We start from the raw sequence: 19,588 nt of genomic DNA, 5'->3' as shown, positions 1-19,588 counted from the left end.
TGATTACATCGAAATGTTTTATAACAGTAAGCGTCGGCATGGTTCCAGCGATCAGATGTCACCGACAGAATATGAAAACCAGTATTATCAACGGCTAGGAAGTGTCTAGATTATCCGTGGCGATTCACACGACAGGAATAGCCCTGCCCGTAAAGGTTCCAATGTTAGCTACCGCCCTGATTCTGATTGTAGAAGGTGGATAACCACCAATAACGGAAGGTAGTTTGATACCGAAAGGGAACTGCGCTTTTTTGAACACTTTTCGCGAGGCTTTAGACGCATAGGATGTTCCCTTTTCAGCGCCGTTTGGTTTCGCCCTTGTAGGGAGAGTATTACGCCCAGATACAATGGCAACTACAGCACCGAAATCAACAAGACCTAAACCAAGTTGATCAACAACATTTTCACAGAAGACCATGAAAAAAAGCTCGGAGGCGGTGAGGTTTGAACGCCCCGCATAGAAGTATGTTCCGTTGAGTTCCTCGACTGTATCCACGTCTCAATCCTTTTGACTCTGAATGTATTGCAATCATAACGGTTGATCTACAGACAGTCACCCCTAAAACATGGCGTTAGCAGTATGGGTTAAGAAGGCAATACGAGGGAGCGTAATGCCCCCTTTTCAATTATACATCCCACGGATTTGTTTTAATTTTTCTCATTTTGTATTCGATGCCACACACGGTGAAAGTGAGTTTCTCAGTGTCGATCACTCCCTCAACTTCTTTGTAGTCGAATGGGAATTTCACTTTATTGTCGTTGATTTTGTATAAACCGCCTAGAATGTTGGGACCATGGTTGACCTGCAAATAATCGCCCTTGACTGTCCAACGCCCTTCTACCTGGTATCCAATGGCACTACCATGTTCAGTGAAGTAAATGCTCATGATGATTCCTTATGGTCAGAGTTTACCTTTCAATGGATGTTCTCTCGTCCATCCCGCAACACTCCGTGATGTCACATAACAAATAAGTAGATCAGCGGAAGAGCGCGAAGTGACAAACTTCACTTTCGATGAAGCAACACTTCGAGATGTTACCTCACACCATAGCCCATCCATACCTTGAGACACACTGCGCGACTCAACTCTACAAACCAACAGATCGGCTACTGATCTTGAACCGACTACACAAACAGCAATATCGGCAGCACTACGGCTGCTAACTTCACAGATCCACGCCATAGACACTACTCCTCGTTGTTTTTATCCACGTTATCTTGCCGTATGGATTCTATAAAATCCCGTTGCTCCTTTGTGAATGCAAGCTCATCCAGCAAGCGATCTAACTCTTCTTTGGGTGATTCCTTTTTGAATCTGTCTGTTCCCGATAGCCAAGCTCACCCTTGATTCATTAGGATTAATCTTAGGTTAACCAGGGTGCAGAAAATGAGCAACTAACAGATTTTGGAAAAGAGAAGCCATAAAGCCCCTCGGTATTAATACCCATAACGGAGCTGTACCAATGAAGCCATTAACGGCAGGGAAAGGTGTACATACATGATGAGAGTCGCGATGTGGCTAATGGCTGCCACACAAGCTGGTAACAACCATTAATCGAGTTATTTTAACTCACTGATTATAAAGCGTTTAATATTTATCTTGTGCGCCTTCACAGGCGTCGAATCAGGTCAAAAACAGGGCAACGCCCTGCTTTGATGGCCGCGTAGTATATCTGCTTACACCCTTACAAGAAAGGCTTAACATCGCCCACGCCTTCACGAATCACTTCTGGCGCGTCTTCGGTGAGATCCACCACGGTGGTCGGTTGCTGGCCTAGATAGCCGCCATGAATAATCAGCTCCACCACTTTCTCCAGACGATCTTTGATCTCTTCCGGGTCGGACTCGGTAAACTCACTGCCCGGCAGCATAAGCGAGGTAGACAGCATCGGCTCGCCGAGGGTTTCCAGCAGCGCCTGGGCAATCGGGTTCGACGGCACGCGCATGCCGATGGTTTTACGTTTTTCCTGCAACAGACGACGCGGCACCTCTTTTGTCCCTTTCAGAATGAAGGTGTAGTTTCCCGGCGTGTTGTTTTTGATCAGGCGAAAGGCCACGTTGTCGACATACGCATAGGTCGACAGCTCAGAGAGATCGCGACACATTAGGGTGAAGTTGTGGCCGTCCGGCAGCTGGCGGATGCGACAGATGCGCTCCATCGCCCCTTTATCCTCGATTTTACAGCCCAGCGCGTAGCCAGAATCGGTTGGGTAGACAATAACGCCACCTTTACGGACGATTTCCACAGCCTGATTAATCAGACGTGGCTGTGGGTTATCCGGATGGATATAGAAAAACTGACTCATACTTCCCTCTCTTCAATTTGCTGTGGCTGTTCCCAGAGCTGCCAGACGGGCTCAACGCCAGCGGGTAACCAGAGCTTGCGCCCCAGTTCAATCCACGCGCAGGGTTGATGGAAATCTGAACCCTGTGACCCAAGCAGGCCAAACTGACGGGCGTAGGTCGCGAGCTGCGAACGCTCATTGGGTGCCTGCTGACACTGGGCAACTTCCATCGCCTCACCGCCGGATTCGGCAAAGTGGGCCAGCAACCTTTTCAGCCATTTAGCAGAAAGATTATACCGCCCCGGATGGGCCAATACGGCCTTACCACCAGAATGATGAATCACATCAATAGCTTGTTTTATTGTACACCACTGGGGAGGAACGTATCCGGTTTTCCCGCGCGCCAGATACTTTTTAAACACATTCGCCATGGTCGTCGCTTTACCGGCGTCAACCAGAAAACGGGCGAAATGGCCGCGCGTGACCGCCCCACCGTTCGCCAGCTTGCGCGCACCTTCCAGCGCACCGGGGATATGCGCCTTCTCAAGACGTTCGCCTATCAACTCCGCGCGTTGATTGCGTCGTGCTTTTTGCTCTTGCAAAAATGCGCACATTGCCGGATGTTCTGTATCAATATTCAGGCCAACGATATGAATTTCGTGGTTTTCCCAGAGCGTGGAGATCTCGACCCCGGGCACCAGATTTAGCGCCAGCCCGCTTCGGGCAATCTCGGCGCGCGCGGCGGGGATGGCGTCTGTTGTGTCGTGATCGGTTATTGCCAGCGTGCCGACACGCATTTCAACGGCGCGATGGACCAGGGCTTCGGGCGTCAGCAGGCCATCTGAAGCCTGCGTATGGCTGTGTAAATCATAAATTACGGCGTAGGTGGTATCGCTCAAAGCACTTCCCATAACAGTCTGGAGACATCCGAAGCACCTATGATACCGACTTACCGCGAAATACTGAAATCAGGGTTGACAACACGCCATCGAACTAGTTAACTAGTACGAAAGTTCACACGAGAAAGGTATCTGAAAATGACAGCACATTTCGCTCTGCACGGTTGGTGGCGTACTTACTGATCTTCGGGCAGTGTCACGCGTCTGCGAAAAGCAAACAGATACCCGGCCCGCTCCCAAGCGGGCTTTTTTTTGAACAGAATATGAGAATAACTACATGCAAACAGCCAAACCCCACCTCGAACTGCTAACCTGCGAGGCGGCCTATCGCCATAACCCTACCGCGCTCTTTCATCAGGTGTGCGGTGCACGTCCTGCGACGCTGCTGCTGGAATCTGCTGATATCGACAGCAAGGACGATCTCAAAAGCCTGCTGCTGGTTGACAGCGCGCTGCGCATTACCGCATCGGGTGACACTGTCACTATTAAGGCGTTATCCGAGAATGGCGCGTCGCTGCTGCCGCTGCTGGATGCGGCTCTGCCTTCAGGCATTGAAAATGAGCGTCATCCGGACCTGCGAATTCTGCATTTCCCGCCGGTAAGCCAGTTGCTGGATGAAGATGCCCGCCTCTGCTCACTCTCCGTTTTCGACGCCTTCCGCCTGCTGCAAAATCTGGTCATTGTGCCGGAAGATGAGCGCGAAGCAATGTTCTTTGGCGGGCTGTTTGCTTACGACCTGGTTGCTGGCTTTGAAGATTTACCGGAAACCGAGCAGGGTAACCGCTGCCCGGACTACTGCTTCTACCTGGCCGAAACCCTGCTGGTGATCGACCATCAGAAAAAATACACCCGCATTCAGGCCAGCCTGTTCACGCCATCTGTGTCTGAGAAAAACCGACTTGGGCAGCGCATCGCCCAACTGCAACAGCAGATGTCAGAAGCACCGCCCGCGCTCCCGGTGCAGCGTGTTGAAAAGATGACCTGCGAGGTGAGTCAGACCGACGATCAGTACGGCGCGGTGGTCCGTCAGATGCAAAAAGCGATTCGTGCCGGGGAGATTTTCCAGGTGGTGCCGTCCCGTCGCTTTTCACTGCCCTGCCCGTCGCCGCTGGCGGCTTACGATGTGCTGAAAAAGAGCAACCCAAGCCCGTACATGTTCTTTATGCAGGACAATGATTTCACTCTGTTCGGCGCGTCACCGGAAAGCTCCCTCAAGTACGACGCCACCAGCCGCCAGATTGAGATCTACCCGATAGCGGGAACCCGTCCACGCGGCCGTCGTGCCGATGGCTCCCTGGACCGCGATCTCGACAGCCGCATCGAACTGGAAATGCGTACCGACCACAAAGAGCTCTCCGAACACCTGATGCTGGTTGACCTGGCACGTAACGACCTGGCGCGTATTTGTACGCCGGGCAGCCGCTATGTGGCAGACCTGACCAAAGTCGACCGCTACTCCTTCGTCATGCATCTGGTATCCCGCGTGGTGGGTGAGCTGCGCCACGACCTCGACGTCCTGCACGCCTACCGCGCCTGCATGAACATGGGCACGTTGAGCGGCGCGCCGAAAGTCCGCGCCATGCAGCTGATTGCCGAAGCTGAAGGCCGCCGTCGCGGCAGCTACGGTGGCGCGGTGGGCTATTTCACCGCTCACGGTGACCTCGATACCTGCATCGTGATTCGCTCCGCCTACGTTGAGGACGGCATTGCTACCGTCCAGGCCGGGGCCGGGATTGTGCTGGATTCTGTTCCGCAGTCGGAAGCCGACGAAACCCGCAGTAAAGCGCGCGCGGTACTGCGCGCCATTGCTACCGCACACCATGCACAGGAGATTTTCTGATGGCTGACATTCTGCTGCTCGATAATATCGACTCCTTTACCTACAACCTGGCAGATCAGCTGCGTGCGAATGGACACAACGTCGTTATCTATCGCAACCACGTTCCGGCCCAGACGCTGATTGACCGTCTGGCGACCATGCAAAACCCGGTGCTGATGCTCTCCCCGGGGCCAGGCGCACCGAGCGAAGCGGGCTGTATGCCTGAGCTGTTGACCCGTATGCGCGGCAAGCTGCCGATTATCGGCATCTGCCTCGGCCACCAGGCGATTGTCGAAGCCTACGGTGGTTACGTGGGTCAGGCGGGGGAGATCCTGCATGGTAAAGCGTCAAGCATTGAACATGACGGTCAGGCGATGTTTGCCGGTCTGCCGAACCCGCTTCCGGTGGCGCGTTACCACTCACTGGTCGGCAGCAATATTCCGGCCGGGCTGACGATTAACGCCTCGTTTGAAGGGATGGTGATGGCGGTACGTCACGATGCGGATCGCGTCTGCGGGATGCAGTTCCACCCGGAATCTATCCTGACGTCTAACGGCGCGCGCCTGCTGGAGCAAACGCTCAACTGGGCGCTGCAAAAGCTGGAGCAGACCAACACCCTGCAACCGATTCTGGAAAAACTGTATCAGGCCCAGACCCTGAGCCAGCAGGAGAGCCACCAGCTTTTCTCCGCCGTCGTGCGCGGCGAGCTGAAGCCTGAGCAGCTGGCCGCTGCGCTGGTGAGCATGAAAGTGCGCGGCGAAAGCCCGCAGGAGATCGCCGGTGCGGCAACCGCGCTGCTGGAAAATGCCGCCCCGTTCCCGCGCCCGGACTATCCGTTTGCCGATATCGTTGGGACCGGCGGCGACGGCAGCAACAGCATCAATATTTCGACCGCCAGCGCCTTTGTGGCGGCGGCATGCGGACTGAAAGTGGCGAAGCACGGCAACCGCAGCGTGTCCAGCCGTTCCGGATCGTCCGACCTGCTGGCGGCTTTCGGTATCAACCTGGACATGAACGCTGAGCGTTCCCGTGAAGCGCTGGATGACCTGGGCGTCTGTTTCCTGTTTGCGCCGAAGTATCACACCGGTTTCCGCCACGCGATGCCGGTTCGCCAGCAGCTTAAAACCCGGACGCTGTTTAATGTGCTCGGTCCACTCATTAACCCGGCGCACCCGCCGCTGGCGCTGATTGGCGTTTACAGCCCGGAGCTGGTCCTGCCGATTGCGGAGACGCTGCGCGTCCTCGGTTACCAACGCGCCGCCGTGGTACACAGCGGCGGGATGGATGAAGTTTCCCTGCATGCGCCCACGCTGGTGGCCGAACTGAATAACGGCGAAGTGCTGAACTATCAGCTTGAGGCCGCAGACTTCGGGTTGACCCCGTACCATCAGGACGCCCTGGCGGGCGGCACGCCGGAAGAAAACCGTGACATTCTCACGCGCTTATTACAAGGTAAAGGTGAGGCCGCCCATGAGGCCGCCGTGGCGGCCAACGTAGCCATGCTGATGCGTTTACATGGCGAGGAAGATCTGAAAGCCAACGCCCAAAAAGTTCTGGACGTACTGCGCTCCGGTGCAGCTTACGATCGCGTTACCGCACTTGCGGCAAGAGGGTAAATAATGCAGACCGTTTTAGCGAAAATCGTCGCCGATAAGGCCATCTGGGTGGAAGCCCGTAAGCAACAGCAGCCGCTCGCCAGTTTTCAGAATGACGTCGTTCCGAGCAGCCGTCGTTTCTATGATGCCCTCCAGGGCGCGCGTACCGCGTTTATTCTGGAGTGTAAAAAAGCGTCTCCGTCCAAAGGCGTGATCCGTGACGATTTCGACCCGGCGCGTATTGCCGGTATCTACAAGCATCATGCGTCTGCCATTTCTGTGCTGACGGATGAGAAATATTTCCAGGGCAGCTTCGATTTTCTGCCCGTAGTCAGCGGCATCGCGCCGCAGCCGATTCTGTGCAAAGACTTTATTATCGACCCGTATCAGATCTGGCTGGCGCGCTTTTACCAGGCCGATGCCTGTCTGCTGATGCTCTCCGTGCTGGATGACGAACAGTATCGCCAGCTCTCCGCCGTCGCGCACAGCCTGAATATGGGCGTGCTTACCGAAGTGAGCAACGAAGAGGAGCTGGAGCGCGCCATCGCGCTGGAAGCCAAAGTGGTCGGCATTAACAACCGCGACCTGCGCGACCTGTCGATTGACCTCAACCGTACGCGCCAGCTTGCGCCGCGTCTGGGTGCGGGCGTCACGGTGATCAGCGAATCCGGAATCAACAGCTACGCTCAGGTGCGCGAACTCAGCCACTTTGCCAACGGTTTCCTGATCGGTTCCGCGATGATGGAACACGACGATCTTAATGCGGCCGTGCGCCGCGTGCTGCTGGGTGAGAACAAAGTTTGCGGCCTGACCCGTGAACAGGATGCGCAGGCGGCGTATGAGGCGGGCGCAATCTATGGTGGTCTGATCTTTGTTGAGTCCTCTCCTCGCGCCGTTAATGAAGAACAGGCGCGCAAGGTGATTGCGGCTGCGCCACTGAGCTACGTGGGCGTGTTCCGCAATGCGGATATTAACGACGTTGCGGCGAAAGCGGACGCGTTATCCCTGAGCGCGGTTCAGCTACATGGCGATGAAGATCAGACATACATCGATGCTCTGCGACATGTTCTGGCACCTCAGGTTCAGATCTGGAAAGCGCAAAGCGTTGGCGCCATCCTGCCCGCGCGTAACCTTACGCATGTTGATAAATACGTGCTCGACAACGGCCAGGGCGGCACGGGGCAGCGTTTCGACTGGTCACTGCTGCGTGGCGAAGTGCTGGACAATGTCCTGCTGGCGGGGGGATTAAGCCCCGATAACTGTGTGGAAGCAGCCAAAACCGGCTGCGCCGGCCTCGATTTCAATTCAGGCGTAGAGTCCCAACCGGGCATAAAAGACGCCAGCAAGCTGGCATCGGTATTTAAAACTCTGCGTGCATATTAAGGAAGAGAAGATGACGACATTACTTAACCCGTATTTTGGTGAGTTTGGTGGGATGTACGTCCCACAAATCCTGATGCCCGCGCTGCGCCAGCTTGAAGAAGCGTTCGTAAGCGCGCAGAAAGATCCGGCGTTTCAGGCGGAGTTTACTGACCTGCTGAAAAACTACGCCGGTCGTCCGACGGCACTGACCAAATGCCGCAACCTGACCGAAGGCACCAGAACCACGCTCTACCTTAAACGTGAAGATCTGCTGCACGGCGGCGCGCATAAAACTAATCAGGTGCTTGGCCAGGCTCTGCTCGCCAAACGTATGGGTAAAACCGAAATTATCGCCGAAACCGGCGCAGGCCAGCACGGCGTGGCCTCTGCCCTCGCCAGCGCCCTGCTCGGCCTGAAGTGCCGCATCTATATGGGGGCGAAAGACGTTGAACGCCAGTCGCCTAACGTGTTCCGTATGCGTCTGATGGGGGCGGAAGTGATCCCTGTACACAGCGGTTCTGCCACGCTGAAAGATGCCTGTAATGAAGCGCTGCGCGACTGGTCTGGCAGCTACGAAACCGCCCACTACATGCTCGGTACCGCGGCAGGCCCGCACCCGTTCCCGACCATCGTGCGTGAATTCCAGCGCATGATCGGTGAAGAGACTAAAGCGCAGATCCTCGAAAAAGAGGGTCGCCTGCCGGATGCGGTAATCGCCTGCGTTGGCGGCGGATCTAACGCCATCGGCATGTTTGCCGATTTTATCGACGAAACCAGCGTTGGGCTGATTGGCGTTGAGCCTGCCGGCCACGGCATTGAAACGGGTGAGCACGGTGCGCCGCTGAAGCATGGCCGCGTGGGGATCTATTTCGGCATGAAGGCCCCGATGATGCAGACCGATGAAGGGCAGATTGAGGAGTCTTACTCAATTTCAGCCGGGCTGGATTTCCCGTCCGTAGGGCCGCAGCACGCGTTCCTCAACAGCACCGGCCGCGCAGATTATGTCTCCATCACTGATGACGAAGCGCTGGAGGCCTTCAAAACCCTGTGCCGCAATGAAGGGATCATCCCGGCGCTGGAGTCTTCCCACGCGCTGGCACACGCGCTGAAAATGATGAAGGAAAACCCGGAAAAAGAGCAACTGCTGGTGGTAAACCTTTCCGGTCGCGGTGACAAAGATATTTTCACCGTTCACGATATTCTGAAAGCACGAGGGGAAATCTGATGGAACGCTACGACAACGCATTTGCACAACTGAAAGCCCGCCAGGAAGGCGCTTTCGTTCCCTTCGTGACGCTGGGCGACCCCGGTCCGGAGCTGTCGCTGAAGATTATCGATACCCTGATTGACGCCGGTGCCGACGCGCTGGAATTGGGGATTCCGTTCTCCGATCCGCTGGCGGATGGCCCGACCATCCAGAACGCGACGCTTCGCGCGTTTGCTGCGGGCGTGACGCCGGGCCAGTGCTTCGAAATGCTGGCGGCGATCCGCCAGAAGCACCCGACCATTCCGATCGGCCTGCTGATGTACGCCAACCTGGTGTTCAGCCGCGGTATTGATGCGTTTTACGCAGAGTGCGCCCGCGTGGGCGTTGACTCCGTGCTGGTGGCTGACGTGCCCGTTGAAGAGTCTGCGCCGTTCCGTCAGGCGGCGATGCGCCACAACGTCGCGCCGATTTTCATCTGTCCACCGAATGCCGATGACGATCTGTTGCGCCAGATTGCCTCTTACGGACGGGGTTACACCTACCTGCTCTCCCGTGCGGGCGTCACCGGTGCGGAAAACAAAGCCGCGCTTCCGCTGCATCATCTGGTGGAGAAGCTGGCAGAATACCATGCTGCGCCGCCGCTTCAGGGCTTTGGGATTTCCTCTCCGGATCAGGTTACTGCGGCGATTGACGCGAAAGCCGCCGGGGCCATTTCCGGTTCGGCTATCGTGAAAATCATCGAGAAGAATGTGGATAAGCCAGAGCAGATGCTGGCTGAGTTACACGCATTCGTCACATCCATGAAAGCGGCCACACACAAGGCGTAACCGTTAACACCGTCTGGCCCCGGCGTCAGGCGGTTTTCCCTTCTCTCTTCCTGAAAGAAGCAGGTCAAAATTGATCCTGTCGATATTTTCGGTGTGAATGACTTTTCAAACGTTCGCGTAAGCGTATGATCTGGGCTCTTTTTAGCGTTACCCTTCTGAGTTCAGAGGTTATTCATGTCCTGGCATTCCTTCAAACAGACTTACATGGTTAAGTTCTGGTCACCTGTTCCGGCCGTTATCGCGGCAGGCATTCTCTCTACCTATTATTTCGGCATTACCGGCACCTTCTGGGCTGTTACGGGCGAGTTTACCCGCTGGGGTGGGCAGCTATTACAGCTGGCAGGCGTTCATGCCGAAGAGTGGGGTTACTTCAAACTGATCCATCTTGATGGCTCACCGCTGACCCGCATCGACGGGATGATGATCATTGGCATGTTTGGCGGATGTTTTGCGGCCGCGCTGTGGGCCAACAACGTTAAGTTGCGCATGCCGAAAAACCGCATCCGCATTATGCAGGCCGTGGTCGGCGGTATCATTGCCGGGTTTGGCGCCCGCCTGGCGATGGGCTGTAATCTGGCCGCGTTCTTTACCGGTATTCCGCAATTCTCGCTGCATGCCTGGTTCTTTGCCGTCGCCACCGCCATTGGCTCATATTTCGGTGCAAAGTTCACCCTGCTGCCACTGTTCCGCATTCCGGTGAAAATGACGAAAGTTAGCGCTGCATCTCCGTTAACGCAAAAACCCGATCAGGCGCGTCGTCGCTTCCGCCTCGGTATGCTGGTCTTTTTTGCTATGGTTGCCTGGGCGATTTGCACGGCGATGAATCAGCCCAAACTCGGTCTGGCCATGCTGTTCGGCGTCGGCTTTGGTCTGCTGATTGAACGCGCGCAGATCTGCTTTACCTCCGCGTTTCGCGATATGTGGATCACCGGACGAACCATGATGGCGAAGGCGATCATTGCCGGGATGGCCGTGAGCGCGATCGGGATCTTTAGCTATGTTCAGCTCGGCGTTGAGCCGAAAATCATGTGGGCCGGTCCTAATGCGGTCATTGGCGGGCTGCTGTTTGGTTTTGGCATCGTACTGGCGGGCGGGTGCGAAACTGGCTGGATGTATCGCGCCGTGGAAGGCCAGGTGCATTACTGGTGGGTTGGTCTGGGTAACGTGATTGGCTCAACCCTCCTGGCGTACTACTGGGATGACGTCTCTCCAGTACTGGCAACCAACTGGGACAAGGTCAATTTGCTGAATACCTTTGGTCCACTCGGGGGGCTCATGGTGACCTACGCCCTGCTGCTTATCGCCTTCTTACTGGTTATTGCGCAAGAAAAGCGCTTCTTCCGGCGTGCCACCGTCAAAACTGAAACTCAGGAGAATGCCGCATGAAAGAGATCGTGCCTGATTATCGTCTCGATATGGTGGGTGAACCCTGCCCTTACCCGGCCGTTGCCACGCTTGAGGCGTTACCGCAACTTAAGAAAGGTGAAATTCTGGAAGTGGTGAGCGATTGCCCCCAGTCGATCAATAACATTCCGCTTGATGCCAAAAATCACGGCTATACCGTGCTGGATATCCAGCAGGACGGACCAACGATTCGTTATTTAATTCAGAAGTGATTTCACGATCGAAAAAGGCCTCTCAGAGGCCTTATCTAGTTTACTGGCTTTGGCCACCGTCGTCGTCTGAGTTTCGGCAGGCATGAATGAGTGGTGAGACGTGTTCCGCAAACGGAACAGATAGCACCGTGAGGTAGGCTATGTGCTGGGCTGAACGTCGTGAACTGAAACTGTTTACCTGCACAAACCGGACACTCAAATTTGATGTTGGGGATATCCCCTCCAGCCAGGTATGTGGAACAACCACCATACAGCAATCCCCGGCTGACCGGGGATATATCTTCTGTCAGAAACGATAACCCGCTGAGAACATAAATACCCACGGATCCAGACGGGTGCTGATACTCTGCTGCTCACCGCTAGCTTTAAAGCGCACGTCTGTATCAATGTCCATATACCAGACCGAGGCGTTGATCAGCCAGTCACGGTTAATCAGATAATCCAGACCAACCTGCCCCGCTATGCCCCACGAGTCTTTCAGGCTGAGATCGGATAGCCCAGCCTCTTTACCGGTATCGTTAAATTTCTCATCAAAGAAGGTGGTGTAGTTAACGCCTGCACCAATATAAGGGCGTAACTTGCTGCTGGAATCGCCGAAGTACCACTGCGCCATCAGGGTTGGTGGTAAATGGTGCACCGTAGCAATGTCCCCGGTCGGCCCTAAACCGACGCGGTGACGGAATGGCGTGGCGGCCAGAAGCTCAACGCCAATGTTATCCGTAGCCATATACGTGAATGTCAGGCCTAACTGGGTGTTATTGCTGACGCTAAACCCGCCCATACCCAGTACATTGTCGGAACCTTCCGTTGGACGCACCGTTGCCGAACCGGCACGAATAAAGAATTCACCTGCTTCATGCGCGTACGCGCCGCCAGAGAGACTGCTTAAGATAAGGGCTGCCACCGCTAATTTTTTCATATCCGCTCCATCGTTGTGGTTTTAATTGCGGAGGAGAATATACTCACAAATGAGTAATAAGTGATCTAACACAGATCACATTAAAACCAGTAAGTTAACATTCATTGATCTAGGTTAATTTTTGGTGACGCCTCATAAAGCAATAAGTTGTTACCGCGTCAATTTTTGGCATTTCATAGTTAAAAAATTTTCTGTTTTTCCTCTCTTGCGCTTCCTGTAGCGGCTGGATAATTTATCGCTCTCACAATCTGATTTGATGCGTTCTACTTTTGCAGGTGTGCCATGAGTGATCATAACCCGTGCATGACGTGCGGAGCCTGTTGTGCGTATTTTCGAGTCTCTTTCTACTGGGCTGAAGCCAGCGATGGCGGCGGCACCGTTCCGGTTGATCTCACTGAACCCTTGACCCCTTTCCTGCGTTGCATGCGCGGCACCAACCAAAAACAGAGCCGCTGTGTGGCACTGCAAGGTGAACCTGGGGTATCCACCCGCTGTTCCATTTACGCGGATCGCCCCAGCCCGTGTCGCACTTTCGCGATGTCGGGAGTGGATGGGCAGGTCAATGAGGCATGCAATCGCGCCCGCGCCCGCTATGGATTACCGCCGCTTTACAAAGATATGCTTTTCCATACAAGCCTTGATGCTGCCACCAGCGTGTTATCCGGTGTACAATTGCCGGCTAATTAACACCTGCAATACTCAAGGAGAGTGCATGTCTATCACGGCGAAGTCTGTCTACCGTGACACGGGAAATTTTTTCCGCAATCAGTTCGTTACTTTTTTACTGATCGCGTTGTTGTGCGCCTTTATTACGGTGGTGCTGGGTCATGCGTTCTCACCCAGTGATGAACAGATTGCCTCGCTGAGCCAGGGGGATCATCTTGCAGGCAGCGCAGGTTTATTTGACCTTGTGCAGAATATGACGCCAGAGCAACAGCAAATCTTGCTGCGTGCATCTGCGGCATCTACCTTCTCGGGGCTGATCGGCAACGCCATTCTGGCGGGTGGCGTGTTGCTGATGATCCAGCTGGTGTCTGCCGGCCAACGCGTCAGCGCGTTACGTGCCATCGGGGCCAGTGCTCCGGTGCTGCCGAAACTGTTTATCCTCATCTTCCTGACCACGCTGCTGGTCCAGATGGGGATAATGTTGGTTGTCGTTCCGGGCGTGCTGCTGGCTATCGTGCTTTCATTTGCGCCAGTAATGGTTGTGCAGGACAAAATGGGTATTTTCACCGCCATGCGCAGCAGCATAAGGCTCGCGTGGGCGAATATGCGTCTGGTCGCCCCGGCCGTTATCAGCTGGTTGCTGGCCAAGACTCTACTGTTGCTGTTTGCGCCGAATTTTGCGGTATTAACGCCAAACGTCGGCGCGGTTGTCGCCAATACGCTGAGCAATCTGATTTCAGCTGTACTGCTGGTCTATTTGTTCCGCCTGTACATGTTAATTCGTCAGTAACCGGGATCGCAGAATGAAGCAGTTTCTTGATTTTTTACCGCTGATCGTATTTTTCGCTTTTTATAAGCTGTACGACATCTATGCCGGCACGCTGGCGCTGATTGTGGCAACGGCTGTGGTGCTGATTTACAGCTGGGTTCGCTATCGCAAAGTTGAAAAGATGGCGCTCATCACTTTCCTGATGGTGGCGGTGTTTGGTGGTCTGACGTTGTTCTTCCACAATGATGAATTTATCAAATGGAAGGTCACAGTGATTTACGGCCTGTTTGCGGGCGCGCTGCTCATCAGCCAGTGGGTGATGAAGAAGCCGCTGATCCAGCGCATGCTGGGGAAAGAACTGACGCTGCCGCAGGCTGTGTGGGGGCGTCTGAATATCGCCTGGGCGCTATTTTTTATTCTGTGTGGTCTGGCGAATATCTATATCGCATTCTGGCTGCCGCAGAATATCTGGGTCAACTTCAAGGTGTTTGGCCTGACGGCGCTGACCCTTATCTTCACCCTGCTCAGCGGCGTTTATATTTATCGCCACATGCCGCAGGATGAGAAGTAATGAATTATTCTAAGAATACATATAAATCATATAGTTATCTCGTGATTTAATGTGTTATCACGAACAAAAGCACGCTTTAATGTACACTTTGTACGAAGCGTGCTTTTTTTTCAGATGCGTTTTGCGTAGCTCCTTCCAGTTTCGCAACGTCCCGCTTTACGCCTTCCCATACCATCAGCATAATCACCACCGATCCGATTGTAAGACTTAACCAGCGCGCGCTACTTTTTCTCCCTGCCCTATACTTTCAGTCTGACATCCGACTGGAGGTTTCTATGTGTGGACGTTTTGCACAAGCCCAAACCCGTGAAGAATATCTGGCTTACCTGGCCGATGAAGGCGATCGCGACATTGCATATGACCCGGAACCAATTGGCCGGTACAACGTGGCGCCCGGCACCAAAGTGCTGCTGCTGAGCGAACGCGATGAGCAGTTACATCTCGATCCGGTGTTCTGGGGCTACGCGCCCGGGTGGTGGGATAAAGCACCCCTGATAAACGCGCGCGTCGAAACCGCAGCCACCAGCAGAATGTTTAAGTCTCTCTGGCAGCATGGTCGGGCGATCTGTTTTGCGGATGGATGGTTCGAATGGAAGAAAGAAGGCGACAAGAAACAACCCTACTTCATTCACCGTGCCGACGGCCAGCCCATATTCATGGCGGCGATCGGCAGCACGCCGTTCGAGCGCGGTGATGAAGCGGAAGGATTTCTGATAGTGACGTCAGCCGCAGATAAAGGCCTGGTCGATATTCATGACCGTCGGCCACTGGTTCTGTCGCCGGAAGCGGCGCGCGAGTGGATGCGCCAGGACGTAGGCGGGAATGAAGCGGAAGAGATAATAGCCGACGGGACAGTGCCCGCCGACAAGTTTATATGGCATGCCGTTTCGCGCGCCGTGGGCAATGTGAAGAACCAGGGGCCGGATCTGGTCGAGCCGCTTTCTTGAGACTGGTAATCATATCGGCAATCCGTCGTCTATTGCGCGGTTGATGAAGAACGTCACTCGGCCAAGAACTTCGACCTCTTGCAGTGCGTTTCCTTCTATTGCCTCTCCATCATCTGTAATGAGCGACTTTCCCATCAACTTGGCAAACTGCGTATGACCATCGCAAAGTATAAGCAGCACATCCCCGGGCGCGCACTTGGCTGCTGGCTCAATGACTGCAAATCCTGAATCAGTTTCAAGCACCCTACTTTCTGCGCCGATGTTGCAAATCACCTCGGGTGAAAGTTGGCGCTCGACATAATCGCTTGCAGGTGATGCAAACCCCATTACTGGACCCTCCCCATGTTACGCAGGATCCAGTACCTGTTATCGCTACCGTCTGTCGTCTTGTCAGCAAAGTCTTTTTGGTATCGCTCTATCCAGGCATTCGCTTCTTCGCGCGTGTAGTGCCAGTTGAACTGCCGCAATTTCTCTATGAATGCGTCTGTGCTCAGGTAACGATACCCCTTGGGGTTTAACTCTATGGCCGCAACAAACGCGGCATGAATGTCTGCTGTGCGTGGCATAATCACCTCACAAAATAACTGTATGCATATACAGTATCGTCAAATATGAGGGTCGATCAAGTTTCACAGTGGTGCTAAACTTCAGACCTTTCCGAATTGACTGATTTATATAATGTTAAAGCTCTTTGCTAAGTACACATCTATAGGTGTTATCAACACGCTCATTCATTGGGTTGTGTTCGCCGTTTGCATCTACGCATTCCATACAGGTCAGGCACTTGGCAACTTCGCAGGATTCGTCGTGGCAGTGTCATTCAGTTTCTTTGCAAACGCCAGGTTCACGTTTAAGTCCTCGACTACCACTCTACGCTACATGCTCTACGTAGGATTCATGGGCTCACTTAGCGCGATTGTTGGATGGTGCGCTGATAAGTCTGGCATGGCTCCTATCATCACGTTAATTGTGTTCTCCGCCATCAGTCTGGTGTGCGGATTTATCTATTCAAAGTTCATTGTCTTTAGGGATGCGAAATGAAAATTTCTCTGGTCGTTCCGGTATTTAATGAAGAAGATGCTATTCCAATCTTCTACAAAACCGTGCGGGAGTTTGAAGAGCTACAACAGCATGAAGTAGAGATAGTCTTTATCAACGACGGCAGTAAAGATGCGACAGAATCAATAATAAATGCGCTCGCTGTGGCCGATCCGCTTGTCATTCCTCTTTCCTTTACCCGCAATTTCGGTAAAGAACCTGCGCTGTTTGCAGGCCTGGACCATGCAAGCGGTGAAGCTATTATCCCGATAGATGTTGATTTGCAGGACCCAATTGAGGTTATACCGCACCTGATAGAGAAATGGCAGGCCGGGGCGGATATGGTGCTGGCTAAGCGCTCTGACCGGTCCACCGATGGGCGACTCAAGCGTAAGACCGCAGAGTGGTTCTATAAGCTGCACAACAAAATCAGCAATCCGCAGATCGAGGAAAACGTTGGCGACTTCCGCCTGATGTCTCGAGATGTGGTTGAAAACATCAAGCTAATGCCAGAACGCAACCTTTTCATGAAAGGCGTTTTGAGTTGGGTTGGCGGCCGCACTGATGTTGTTGAATATGCCCGCGCAGAACGTGTTGCCGGGGATTCTAAGTTTAATGGCTGGAAGCTGTGGAACCTTGCACTTGAAGGTATCACAAGCTTCTCTACGTTCCCGTTGCGCATGTGGACGTATATCGGGTTATTCGTTGCTGGCCTGGCCTTCATCTATGGTGCATGGATGATCGTCGACACGTTAGCGTTCAGCAATCCGGTTCGTGGCTATCCATCAATGCTGGTTTCAATACTTTTCTTGGGCGGGATTCAGTTGATAGGCATAGGTGTGCTTGGGGAATATATCGGCAGAATTTATGTTGAAGTTAAAGGAAGGCCTCGATACATCACCAAAAAAGATTTCAATGATATTCGGAAGGACGAGAAATGATTAGTCAGACTTTGGGAAAAGAGATTCACATAAAGTGGTTGTTATTCACATTTGTATTCGCAGTTGTGGCTGTGTTTTTTACGGTTATTCATCCGGTAACTATTACTTCTGGCGATGAGTGGATCAACCTTTCTTCCGGTAGGCAAGCATATCCGCAATGGGGCGGTTTTAACCCTATCAAGGTAGTTCCTGAGGTATCTTTCCCACTATTTGGTAACATTGCCTCATCTGTCGTTATGCCTCTTGGGTTTACATTCCTTGAAGCTATTGCTTATTTGACAGCGGTTTTAGTTGCAGTTCTTGTTGTGTTATTCCTTTATCAATTCTATCTTTTGATGAGGAAGACCGCAGGGTTATCAACTTACACAAGTTCAGTTTTAGTGATCTTCTACTTACTGTGCCTGTTCGGCCTATTCAGAACTCTAAATAATAATAACAGTCCATACCTGTTGTGGGAGCAAAATCTTACCTGTTATTATCACTATATTGTTCCAGCCCTGATAAACGGCACGCTGGCACTTTACGTTTTAAGAATGTCGTCAACCTTAAAGCCATTCTTTTACGAAAGAGCGATCTTTTCTGGTGCTCTGATATGCGCCATTTACCTATGTGTATTTTCGAACATTTTTGCCAGTGTTGTGCTAGCAGTAATGTGCGGTGTGGTACTTCTTCAGAACCTCATTAGCAAAAGATTTAAAATTGTTGAGACGATTAAGGATAACCCTTTCCACTGCATTACTCTGGCGATGTGGGTAATTTCTGCTCTCTTTGAAATGAACGGAGGAAGAGCGGACCGAATGGCAAAAGATCATCTGGATATTTCAGGTACAGTCAATGCATTTTACTCACTGCTTAAATTAACAGATCGCACATTTTTCGTTGTGCTGACTGTTGGATTTGTTTGCGGTGCAGTGTTCTTGCTAAGAAGAAATTCAGATGAAAGTACTGAAGGTAAAAGATACGCTTTCTGGGTATCGGTTATCTCTGGTGCCATCACTACATTGGCTCTTATTCTGGTGTGCGCAAAGGCTAGTGCTAACTATGCTACTCGACCTGTGGCAATGTGGGGTTCTTTTATGTACTTGATAGTTGCTGCCAGTTTGGGCTTGGGGTACTTCATTGAGCGCTTTAAGGCTGTTCACTATTTCGCTCCAATAGTTATGCTGTTCTTAATTAACAAGACCACGGACCAATCTCATTCTTTGCGAGAGTCAAATAGTGGGAACGTTCCTTTTTCAGTTGCTTACGCGATAGGTCAAGATATGATTGAGCAGGTGCAAAACGCAGTTAATGGAAACCAACGCACAATGACCCTACATGTGCCCAAGGGTGATAACAATGACAACTGGCCGTTCCCGGTAACAAGAGGAAAAGCTATTTCAGAAACTCTTAAGTCCAATGGGTTGATACCTCGTAACATTGAGATAAAAATCCAGCCGGACAGAGAAATGAATGCCAAATATGGTATGCCAATCTGAATAGTTGCGCCCCATTAGGGGCGCATTAGTTATGACTTAATATTCAATGATTCTACGTTCCCAGTACCACCGGAAATGCTAACTGCCGTCGCTCCTGAGGTTGATCGCGCGTGATTGGTATACGCCATGTTATAAGCCCCGCCACCAAGTACCACAGAATAAATCATAGAAGGCCCTACTGCGTAGTTATCAGATGCATTGCAGCGGTTGCAATTGCTTAGATTAATGCCGTTGTACGTGCCGGTTGTGGTAAACCCGGCATCCGCAATGCTATTACCCATAACCCGCAGCCCCTCACAGGATGCTAAGTCAATACCATGGCCCCTGACTCTTCGTACTTGGTTCTGGTTAACACTTCCGTATGTCACAGTATCCATAACAATACCAAGACCCGCGGAGCCGTTCCCGTCAACTATATTACCGTTGACATTTGTCATGAAATTAGCCGAAGTTGTTCCAGTCATAATCACCCAGATAGCTCGTGATGTAGACGTATAGATGACATTATTTGTTATCTGAACTGAATCGCCACGGGTTTAACAGACACCTCAGAGTCATTTAAGATGGCTTAAAGAGAGGTGCCCATGAGCGGTAAGCGTTATCCCGAAGAGTTTAAAACTGAAGCAGTCAAACAGGTTGTTGATCGCG

22 protein-coding genes, 1 pseudogene and 1 other annotated feature are annotated in these 19,588 nt (G+C 52.7%); of the genes and pseudogenes, 16 read left to right on the top strand and 7 right to left on the bottom strand.

Annotated features, from left to right (window positions below; genetic code table 11):
- Positions 1-109 (top strand): IS3 family transposase (locus tag C3451_RS22945; protein WP_131023897.1); only part of this gene is annotated, 109 nt, incomplete at its 5' end.
- A gap of 18 nt (positions 110-127) precedes the next feature.
- Here the strand turns inward: C3451_RS22945 and C3451_RS22940 are convergent.
- The 4 genes and pseudogenes from C3451_RS22940 to rnm form a co-directional block, all read right to left on the bottom strand.
- Positions 128-496 (bottom strand): annotated as a pseudogene (locus C3451_RS22940) (hypothetical protein); the annotation flags it as partial.
- Between the two features lie 130 nt (positions 497-626).
- Positions 627-887, bottom strand: coding sequence for a hypothetical protein (locus C3451_RS22935; protein WP_045308893.1), 261 nt, complete (start codon positions 885-887; stop codon positions 627-629).
- A gap of 799 nt (positions 888-1,686) precedes the next feature.
- A complete protein-coding gene (locus C3451_RS22930; protein WP_003856793.1) occupies positions 1,687-2,307 on the bottom strand; it encodes an L-threonylcarbamoyladenylate synthase in 621 nt (206 codons plus the stop codon).
- Positions 2,304-3,185, bottom strand: coding sequence for an RNase AM (gene rnm, locus C3451_RS22925; RefSeq protein WP_032622438.1), 882 nt, complete (start codon positions 3,183-3,185; stop codon positions 2,304-2,306). Before rnm ends, C3451_RS22930 begins: the two co-directional genes overlap by 4 nt.
- 138 nt (positions 3,186-3,323) lie before the next feature.
- Between rnm and trpL the strand changes: the two genes are divergently transcribed.
- The 8 genes from trpL to yedF all read left to right on the top strand — a co-directional run bounded on the left by trpL (position 3,324) and on the right by yedF (position 11,611).
- Complete coding sequence (gene trpL, locus C3451_RS22920; RefSeq protein ID WP_114138767.1) at positions 3,324-3,368, top strand: trp operon leader peptide; 45 nt, start codon at positions 3,324-3,326, stop codon at positions 3,366-3,368.
- Positions 3,345-3,439: a sequence feature (Trp leader region), on the top strand. It overlaps the preceding gene by 24 nt.
- 23 nt (positions 3,440-3,462) lie before the next feature.
- Positions 3,463-5,025, top strand: coding sequence for an anthranilate synthase component 1 (locus C3451_RS22915; protein ID WP_045621612.1), 1,563 nt, complete (start codon positions 3,463-3,465; stop codon positions 5,023-5,025).
- The gene (gene trpD / locus C3451_RS22910; protein ID WP_022648332.1) at positions 5,025-6,620 is read left to right on the top strand and encodes a bifunctional anthranilate synthase glutamate amidotransferase component TrpG/anthranilate phosphoribosyltransferase TrpD; all 1,596 of its coding nucleotides are present in this window, start codon (positions 5,025-5,027) and stop codon (positions 6,618-6,620) included. Before C3451_RS22915 ends, trpD begins: the two co-directional genes overlap by 1 nt.
- Before the next feature lie 3 nt (positions 6,621-6,623).
- Positions 6,624-7,982 (top strand): bifunctional indole-3-glycerol-phosphate synthase TrpC/phosphoribosylanthranilate isomerase TrpF, encoded by a 1,359-nt coding sequence (trpCF, locus tag C3451_RS22905; protein ID WP_032624116.1) that lies wholly within the window; start codon positions 6,624-6,626, stop codon positions 7,980-7,982.
- Between the two features lie 10 nt (positions 7,983-7,992).
- Entirely contained in the window at positions 7,993-9,186 is a 1,194-nt protein-coding gene (gene trpB / locus C3451_RS22900; RefSeq protein WP_022648334.1) for a tryptophan synthase subunit beta, read from the top strand.
- Entirely contained in the window at positions 9,186-9,995 is an 810-nt protein-coding gene (gene trpA, locus C3451_RS22895) for a tryptophan synthase subunit alpha (protein WP_022648335.1), read from the top strand. Before trpB ends, trpA begins: the two co-directional genes overlap by 1 nt.
- Before the next feature lie 174 nt (positions 9,996-10,169).
- Positions 10,170-11,381 carry a selenium metabolism membrane protein YedE/FdhT gene (gene yedE, locus C3451_RS22890; protein ID WP_045621610.1) on the top strand — a complete coding sequence of 404 codons (1,212 nt, stop codon included), beginning with the start codon at positions 10,170-10,172 and terminating at the stop codon, positions 11,379-11,381.
- A complete protein-coding gene (gene yedF, locus C3451_RS22885) occupies positions 11,378-11,611 on the top strand; it encodes a sulfurtransferase-like selenium metabolism protein YedF (protein WP_003856774.1) in 234 nt (77 codons plus the stop codon). The genes yedE and yedF overlap by 4 nt, the downstream gene beginning before the upstream one ends.
- A gap of 286 nt (positions 11,612-11,897) precedes the next feature.
- Here yedF and ompW read toward each other — a convergent pair whose 3' ends face one another.
- Positions 11,898-12,530, bottom strand: a complete 633-nt coding sequence (gene ompW / locus C3451_RS22880) for an outer membrane protein OmpW (protein WP_045621608.1) — start codon at positions 12,528-12,530, stop codon at positions 11,898-11,900.
- Between the two features lie 282 nt (positions 12,531-12,812).
- Here ompW and C3451_RS22875 point away from each other — a divergent pair, with 282 nt between their 5' ends.
- The 4 genes from C3451_RS22875 to C3451_RS22860 all read left to right on the top strand — a co-directional run bounded on the left by C3451_RS22875 (position 12,813) and on the right by C3451_RS22860 (position 15,483).
- Positions 12,813-13,217: a YkgJ family cysteine cluster protein gene (locus C3451_RS22875; protein ID WP_045621607.1), complete on the top strand. Its 405-nt coding sequence runs from the start codon at positions 12,813-12,815 to the stop codon at positions 13,215-13,217.
- Positions 13,218-13,242: 25 nt separating this feature from the next.
- Positions 13,243-13,986: a YciC family protein gene (locus C3451_RS22870; RefSeq protein ID WP_023300270.1), complete on the top strand. Its 744-nt coding sequence runs from the start codon at positions 13,243-13,245 to the stop codon at positions 13,984-13,986.
- A 13-nt stretch (positions 13,987-13,999) separates the two neighbouring features.
- Positions 14,000-14,536, top strand: coding sequence for a septation protein A (locus C3451_RS22865; protein ID WP_038416167.1), 537 nt, complete (start codon positions 14,000-14,002; stop codon positions 14,534-14,536).
- A 275-nt stretch (positions 14,537-14,811) separates the two neighbouring features.
- Positions 14,812-15,483 carry an SOS response-associated peptidase gene (locus C3451_RS22860; RefSeq protein ID WP_038416168.1) on the top strand — a complete coding sequence of 224 codons (672 nt, stop codon included), beginning with the start codon at positions 14,812-14,814 and terminating at the stop codon, positions 15,481-15,483.
- Between the two features lie 9 nt (positions 15,484-15,492).
- Here C3451_RS22860 and C3451_RS22855 read toward each other — a convergent pair whose 3' ends face one another.
- Both C3451_RS22855 and C3451_RS22850 read right to left on the bottom strand, forming a co-directional pair.
- Entirely contained in the window at positions 15,493-15,810 is a 318-nt protein-coding gene (locus C3451_RS22855; protein WP_038416169.1) for a hypothetical protein, read from the bottom strand.
- Complete coding sequence (locus tag C3451_RS22850; protein WP_038416170.1) at positions 15,810-16,049, bottom strand: hypothetical protein; 240 nt, start codon at positions 16,047-16,049, stop codon at positions 15,810-15,812. Before C3451_RS22850 ends, C3451_RS22855 begins: the two co-directional genes overlap by 1 nt.
- 112 nt (positions 16,050-16,161) lie before the next feature.
- Between C3451_RS22850 and C3451_RS22845 the strand changes: the two genes are divergently transcribed.
- Genes C3451_RS22845 through C3451_RS22835 form a run of 3 tightly spaced genes read left to right on the top strand, consistent with a single transcriptional unit; the run spans position 16,162 to position 18,940 of the window.
- Positions 16,162-16,524: a GtrA family protein gene (locus tag C3451_RS22845; protein ID WP_006808936.1), complete on the top strand. Its 363-nt coding sequence runs from the start codon at positions 16,162-16,164 to the stop codon at positions 16,522-16,524.
- Positions 16,521-17,462, top strand: a complete 942-nt coding sequence (locus C3451_RS22840; RefSeq protein ID WP_038416171.1) for a glycosyltransferase family 2 protein — start codon at positions 16,521-16,523, stop codon at positions 17,460-17,462. Before C3451_RS22845 ends, C3451_RS22840 begins: the two co-directional genes overlap by 4 nt.
- Entirely contained in the window at positions 17,459-18,940 is a 1,482-nt protein-coding gene (locus C3451_RS22835; protein WP_063139450.1) for a hypothetical protein, read from the top strand. The genes C3451_RS22840 and C3451_RS22835 overlap by 4 nt, the downstream gene beginning before the upstream one ends.
- Positions 18,941-19,588: the final 648 nt, after the last annotated feature.

Origin of the sequence: Enterobacter sp. 301B (genome assembly GCF_003850715.1) — a bacterium.
Lineage (GTDB): Bacteria > Pseudomonadota > Gammaproteobacteria > Enterobacterales > Enterobacteriaceae > Enterobacter > Enterobacter intestinihominis.
The sequence above is the reverse complement of the archived record's forward strand: the minus strand, read 5'-3'. Positions and strand labels throughout refer to the sequence as shown.

Bases quoted from the DNA above. Each gene is read 5' to 3' on its own strand.
- C3451_RS22935 (WP_045308893.1), bottom strand. From the start codon at position 887: ATGAGCATTTACTTCACTGAACATGGTAGTGCCATTGGATACCAGGTA.
- C3451_RS22930 (WP_003856793.1), bottom strand. From the start codon at position 2,307: ATGAGTCAGTTTTTCTATATCCATCCGGATAACCCACAGCCACGTCTG.
- C3451_RS22915 (WP_045621612.1), top strand. From the start codon at position 3,463: ATGCAAACAGCCAAACCCCACCTCGAACTGCTAACCTGCGAGGCGGCC.
- trpD (WP_022648332.1), top strand. From the start codon at position 5,025: ATGGCTGACATTCTGCTGCTCGATAATATCGACTCCTTTACCTACAAC.
- trpCF (WP_032624116.1), top strand. From the start codon at position 6,624: ATGCAGACCGTTTTAGCGAAAATCGTCGCCGATAAGGCCATCTGGGTG.
- trpB (WP_022648334.1), top strand. From the start codon at position 7,993: ATGACGACATTACTTAACCCGTATTTTGGTGAGTTTGGTGGGATGTAC.
- trpA (WP_022648335.1), top strand. From the start codon at position 9,186: ATGGAACGCTACGACAACGCATTTGCACAACTGAAAGCCCGCCAGGAA.
- yedE (WP_045621610.1), top strand. From the start codon at position 10,170: ATGTCCTGGCATTCCTTCAAACAGACTTACATGGTTAAGTTCTGGTCA.
- yedF (WP_003856774.1), top strand. From the start codon at position 11,378: ATGAAAGAGATCGTGCCTGATTATCGTCTCGATATGGTGGGTGAACCC.
- ompW (WP_045621608.1), bottom strand. From the start codon at position 12,530: ATGAAAAAATTAGCGGTGGCAGCCCTTATCTTAAGCAGTCTCTCTGGC.
- C3451_RS22875 (WP_045621607.1), top strand. From the start codon at position 12,813: ATGAGTGATCATAACCCGTGCATGACGTGCGGAGCCTGTTGTGCGTAT.
- C3451_RS22870 (WP_023300270.1), top strand. From the start codon at position 13,243: ATGTCTATCACGGCGAAGTCTGTCTACCGTGACACGGGAAATTTTTTC.
- C3451_RS22865 (WP_038416167.1), top strand. From the start codon at position 14,000: ATGAAGCAGTTTCTTGATTTTTTACCGCTGATCGTATTTTTCGCTTTT.
- C3451_RS22860 (WP_038416168.1), top strand. From the start codon at position 14,812: ATGTGTGGACGTTTTGCACAAGCCCAAACCCGTGAAGAATATCTGGCT.
- C3451_RS22855 (WP_038416169.1), bottom strand. From the start codon at position 15,810: ATGGGGTTTGCATCACCTGCAAGCGATTATGTCGAGCGCCAACTTTCA.
- C3451_RS22850 (WP_038416170.1), bottom strand. From the start codon at position 16,049: ATGCCACGCACAGCAGACATTCATGCCGCGTTTGTTGCGGCCATAGAG.
- C3451_RS22845 (WP_006808936.1), top strand. From the start codon at position 16,162: ATGTTAAAGCTCTTTGCTAAGTACACATCTATAGGTGTTATCAACACG.
- C3451_RS22840 (WP_038416171.1), top strand. From the start codon at position 16,521: ATGAAAATTTCTCTGGTCGTTCCGGTATTTAATGAAGAAGATGCTATT.
- C3451_RS22835 (WP_063139450.1), top strand. From the start codon at position 17,459: ATGATTAGTCAGACTTTGGGAAAAGAGATTCACATAAAGTGGTTGTTA.